The sequence below is a fragment of the Candidatus Symbiopectobacterium sp. genome (assembly GCF_020054415.1).
Lineage (GTDB): Bacteria > Pseudomonadota > Gammaproteobacteria > Enterobacterales > Enterobacteriaceae > Symbiopectobacterium.
In genome coordinates this window covers 1-5,024 of record NZ_JAHWCO010000451.1, presented here as the reverse complement: position 1 = coordinate 5,024, position 5,024 = coordinate 1, and the positions used below count along the sequence as shown (strand labels likewise).

The following is a 5,024-nucleotide window of genomic DNA, read 5'->3' as shown; positions in this document are numbered from 1 at the left end:
TTTCCATGCCAGTTTTGGTAGAAAATGCTTGTCATCTCAGGTGTACACTTTTCTCATGAGGCCTAACTGCATGATTTTACGTTGCGAGGATCCGTCGTTTCACTGGGCTGCCAGCATAAAATCTATTTATTCAACAAAGCCCATCAAACGTAGTACTCGCGTTCGATGGCTTTGTTGAATAATAGGGAATAATGCTGTTATGACACGCCTGTTTTGGATTAAAATGCTGATCGCTCCGGGATGCATCACCACGCTCTGGATTTAACATACTGATTTTACGTCAAGGGAATCCGTAGCCTTTATGGCTACGCAGCATAATATCTATTTATTAAACAAAGCCGCGTTCGATGTAAGTACCGATGATCCTATCGTGCATTTCGGATGATTTTGAATATCTGAGCGTCTTGCGATTGAGCCGTTTCAATCGGTTACGCAGTGTCAGATGTGCACGCTCAATACGCTGTGTATACAGCTTGCTAACAATGTGTTTTACTTTTGGAAGTTCGTCGTTGTAAGCCCTGTAGCCATCCGTGTTTGCATGATTGACGATGGTAACGCTGATGGCCACTTTTGCCATAACCGTGTTTTTTCACAGGAGATGTCTGTTCACAAAACGGGCATCTTACATCAACTTTAGCCACTGTATTCCACATCAAAAAATGGACATTTCACACTGCAATCAACATATTGAATACACGACCCGTGCGCGCAAGCCAATCAGGTCGTGTTGTTTGAAGCTTTCAAAACAGCGAGCTTGCCCAATTACGCCGTGGTGACGCAGGGCCTGGCGCGCATTGGTCGGTTGCGTAAAGTGTTTCTGAATTACTGCCAATATTCTTCCCGTTACCAGCACTATCTGGCGGGAGAGAATCCCAACACCTTCAATCCGGCGTTTTCTAACGGCTCCATCATGGATATTGGCTACTACTGCCTGGCATTCGCTGTCAGCCTGTGGGGAGTTCCTCACAACGTTCAGGCCAGCGCTGCCCTCTTGGAAAGCGGCGTGGACGGGCACGGCAGCGTCTTACTGAATTACGGGGATTTTGACGTGATTATCGCGCATTCCAAGGTGAGCAACAGCGCCATCCCCATTGAAATCCAGGGGGGAGGAAGGTTCGCTAGTCATCGACAGGCTGTCGGAATGCCAGCAAGTGAGCCTAGTGCCGCGCAACGGTCAACGCATCGATTTGTCCCAAACGCAGCACATCAACAGCATGCTGTATGAAGTGGAAACCTTTGCCTCACTGGTCGCCCAGAATGATGTCAATCACGCCTTTCTGGCACGTTCACTCACCGTCGCGCGCTTACAAACAGAAATTCGCCGCCAGACTGGCGTGGTGTTCCCCGCCGACAGCAACGTACTTTTTGATGATCAATAACGGAGCAGGTGAAAAGAGCTCACAAAATTTGACCTTGATCGACTTTTCACCTATCTTTGCTGACGCAAAGGGGAGTAACTTTTCCGCCGATTAATCGTCATTACGAAGTCATGTGTCCAGCTTGCTATAAAGTGAGTAGAGATATGCTTCCGGTTATCGGGCAATACCAATGAGCATTCCGCATTGGCGTTGTAAGTGAGACCTTGCCGGAAGGCGAGGGACATTTGCAACGCGAGTGACCAAACGACCTGTGTCTTCCGATACATGTCGTTTTTTTTACCTGGCCTGCTACCACGCCAGATAAAAATGAGGCCTGAAGGTGTTAATTTTTGTTGCAAGGAACCAGTTATGAACTCTACCGGTACGCCGTGGTTGTGGGGCAGCTTCGCTGTCATCGTTATCGCCATGTTGGCGGTAGATCTACTCTATCAAGGGCGTAAGGGTGCCACCACCATGACCTTTCGCCAGGCTGCCGCCTGGTCATTGATTTGGGTTACGCTGTCGCTCGCCTTCGACGCCGGATTCTGGTGGTATCTGAAAGGCACGCTCACCGTAGAAGTCGCCAACACGCAAGCACTCACCTTCCTCACCGGCTATCTGATCGAAAAAGCACTTGCCGTCGATAACGTCTTCGTCTGGCTGATGCTGTTCAGCTATTTCGGCGTGCCCGCGCAATATCAGCGGCGTGTGCTGGTTTATGGCGTGCTGGGTGCCATCATCCTGCGAACGCTGATGGTGTTTGGTGGCAGTTGGCTGGTTACCCAGTTCCAATGGTTGCTTTACGTATTTGGCGCGTTCTTACTGTTCACTGGCCTGAAAATGGCGTTTTCCAAAGACGATGGCGGCGATCTTGGTGACAAGCCGTTAGTGCGTTGGCTACGCGGGCACCTGCGGATGACGGATACCATTGAAAACGAACGCTTCTTCTTGCGACGCAATGTGATTCTGTATGCCACCCCGCTGTTTTTAGTCTTGATTCTGGTTGAGATCAGCGATGTTATCTTTGCCGTTGACAGCATCCCGGCCATTTTTGCGGTTACCACCGACCCGTTCATTGTGCTGACCTCCAACCTGTTCGCCATTCTGGGCCTGCGCGCCATGTATTTTCTGCTGGCTGGCGTGGCAGAGAAGTTCTCACTGCTCAAGTATGGTCTGGCCATCATTCTGGTGTTTATCGGCACCAAGATGATGCTGATCGACCTGTTCCATATTCCTATCGCTATCTCTCTGGGCGTGGTAGCCAGCATTCTGGCCATCACGCTGCTGATTAACCTGTGGGTGAATCAGAGCGCCGCTCGCTAAACCGCTCATCGCCTCCGTAAAGGGTGCGATTTCTGAACGACTTGCTGCACAAAATCATGTGCCATTGCTTTTTTTAATGGCGTTTTTCCTTATACTGCTTCCCGCAAACATCGCATTGCCGAGCATTAAAAAAACACAATGCCATTTTAGAGGTTTTCTTCTCTGCAATGCCCCAACACACACTCACTCTTGCGTTACGGAACGGGAACACCGTCTATTTTATGAAAAATACTCAATCTGCTTTTTTGCGTTATTTGCTGCAAGGCAGTCTGGTGCAACAAATTGTTATTGGCCTGGTTTTGGGCATCCTGCTTGCCATGCTCTCTCCAGCGAGCGCCCTTGCCGTCGGTTTGCTTGGTACACTGTTCGTCGGGGGGCTAAAAGCGGTCGCCCCGGTGTTGGTGTTGCTGTTGGTAATGGCATCGATTGCCAACCACCAACAGGGACAAAAAACCAATATTCGTCCGATACTGGTGCTGTATGCCATCGGCACCTTTTCTGCTGCGCTGGTGGCCGTTGTACTCTGTTTTCTTTTCCCCACGACGCTCGCCTTAAATGCACAAGCCACCGATGTTGTGCCGCCAACGGGCATTGTTGCAGTGCTGAAAGGTTTGCTGATGAGCGTGGTGGCCAACCCGATTCACGCACTGATTAACGCCAATTACATCGGGATTATGGTGTGGTCCGTTGGTTTCGGTATCGCTTTTCGCCATGCTTCACCCAGCACGAAAACCTTTATCAATGATGCTGCACATGCCGTTTCCCTTCTGGTCCGCACGGTAATTCGCTTTGCGCCATTGGGGATTTTCGGTTTGGTGGCCTCGACGCTGGCCGAAACCGGTTTTGGTGCACTGTGGGGGGTATGCACACCTGTTAACCGTGCTGGTCGGTGGCATGCTCATCGTGGTGTTTGTCGTCAACCCGCTGATCGTGTTCTGGAAAATTCGCCGTAACCCGTATCCACTGGTGCTGACCTGCCTGCGTGAAAGCGGTATTACCGCCTTTTTCACCCGCAGTTCTGCCGCCAACATCCCGGTGAATATGGAGCTGTGTCGTAAGCTGAATCTGGATGAAGACACCTATTCCATCGCCATCCCGTTGGGTGCGACTACCAATATGGCGGGTGCGGCGGTAACCATAACCGTACTGATGCTGGCCGCTGCACATAAGCTGGGTATTCATGTTGATATGCCTAACGCGCTGCTGCTCAGCGTGGTCGACGCCATTTTTGCCTGTGGCGCATCCGGCGTGGCAGGGGGATCGTTGCTGTTAATCCCACTGGCGTGCAGCATGTTCGGTATCGCCAACGACGTCGCCATGCAGGTGGTCGCCGTCGGCTTTATCATCGGTGTGGTACAAGATTCGGTGGAAACCGCCGTTAACTCTTCGACGGATGTCCTGTTCACGGCTTCAGTGTGTCAATCGGAAGATGCCAATCTGGCAGAGAAAGAGCGGCTGAACCTGCTGTAACACCTTATCGTTTCCCTCATCTTCTGCATCAAGGTGAGGGAAAACAGAGCAATAGCGACATTAATGAGATTGCGTTTCTGCCCGGAACGGGTCCAGCACACTCTTCTGCATGCGCCAAAAACGAATGATGTTGTAGCCATTGAGGATCAAAAATGTGCCTTCAATCAGCGAACCGCCGATTGAACCAAGCCATACGTTATGTATTACCCAGCACAGTGTGGCGCACCAAATGACGCAGCGTGTCGTCAACCCACTGGTGCGGAACAATGCCTAGGTGCTGATCAGCGTACCAATGATCGGCAGCAGCTCAACCGCATGCTTAAGACCCGAAAGCCCGAACACCAGCGTCAGGATAATAAAGGCAAAAATCACAAAAAGATTGTGGGTGCGCGTAGCAATCACCGTGCGCCCGGCATTCAGCAGTGCACTGGCGCAAGCGGCATTTGCCCCCATCAAAAAGAAATGGATACCGATGATGGCGCTGTAGAGGGAAAGTTGTAGTTTGAATTTGCGATCGTCACGGTGAAAAAATACGGTAATCCCCACCAGGAAGGCCATCGCCCCCACTGCCTGAGCAAACCAATAACTCGTCATGATCTGTGCCTTGGGAAAAGGAGTGGTGAAAATAAATAAAACGGCTCCAATAAATGGAGCGACGTTTCATTTTAATTAAAGGCGGGAGATTTTACAACGTTACGCCACTTTTAAATATCACCAGTTCGCGGAAATCGTTCGTGTATTCAATATGTTGATTGCAGTGTGAAATGTCCGGTTTTGGATGTGGAATACAGTGGCTAAAGTTGATGTAAGATGCCCGTTTTGTGAACATACATCTCCTGTGAAAAAACACGGTTATGGAAAAAGTGGCCATCA

At 50.3% G+C, this 5,024-nt stretch carries 3 protein-coding genes and 5 pseudogenes; 4 read left to right on the top strand and 4 right to left on the bottom strand.

Annotated features, from left to right (window positions below; genetic code table 11):
• Window positions 1–130: 130 nt before the first annotated feature.
• The 3 genes and pseudogenes from QZ506_RS13070 to QZ506_RS13060 form a co-directional block, all read right to left on the bottom strand.
• Window positions 131–268, bottom strand: a complete 138-nt coding sequence (locus QZ506_RS13070; RefSeq protein WP_291971589.1) for a hypothetical protein — start codon at window positions 266–268, stop codon at window positions 131–133.
• 60 nt (window positions 269–328) lie between these two features.
• Window positions 329–505: pseudogene (locus QZ506_RS13065) on the bottom strand (IS1 family transposase); the annotation flags it as partial.
• Window positions 477–593 (bottom strand): hypothetical protein, encoded by a 117-nt coding sequence (locus tag QZ506_RS13060; protein ID WP_291971587.1) that lies wholly within the window; start codon window positions 591–593, stop codon window positions 477–479. The gene QZ506_RS13060 and the pseudogene QZ506_RS13065, both read right to left, overlap by 29 nt.
• A gap of 14 nt (window positions 594–607) precedes the next feature.
• Between QZ506_RS13060 and QZ506_RS13055 the strand changes: the two are divergent.
• The 3 genes and pseudogenes from QZ506_RS13055 to sstT form a co-directional block, all read left to right on the top strand.
• Window positions 608–1,379, top strand: a pseudogene (locus tag QZ506_RS13055) (hypothetical protein); the annotation flags it as partial.
• A 348-nt stretch (window positions 1,380–1,727) separates the two neighbouring features.
• A complete protein-coding gene (locus QZ506_RS13050; protein WP_291971585.1) occupies window positions 1,728–2,681 on the top strand; it encodes a TerC family protein in 954 nt (317 codons plus the stop codon).
• A 221-nt stretch (window positions 2,682–2,902) separates the two neighbouring features.
• A pseudogene (gene sstT / locus QZ506_RS13045) lies at window positions 2,903–4,151 on the top strand (serine/threonine transporter SstT).
• 60 nt (window positions 4,152–4,211) lie between these two features.
• On the opposite strand, the pseudogene QZ506_RS13040 reads toward sstT, so the two are convergent.
• Window positions 4,212–4,745: pseudogene (locus QZ506_RS13040) on the bottom strand (YgjV family protein).
• Between the two features lie 196 nt (window positions 4,746–4,941).
• On the opposite strand from QZ506_RS13040, the pseudogene QZ506_RS13035 reads away from it, so the two are divergent.
• Window positions 4,942–5,024: pseudogene (locus QZ506_RS13035) on the top strand (IS1 family transposase); the annotation flags it as partial.

Excerpts from the sequence above, each read along its gene's own strand:
- QZ506_RS13070 (WP_291971589.1), bottom strand. The coding sequence starts at position 268 with ATGTTAAATCCAGAGCGTGGTGATGCATCCCGGAGCGATCAGCATTTT.
- QZ506_RS13050 (WP_291971585.1), top strand. The coding sequence starts at position 1,728 with ATGAACTCTACCGGTACGCCGTGGTTGTGGGGCAGCTTCGCTGTCATC.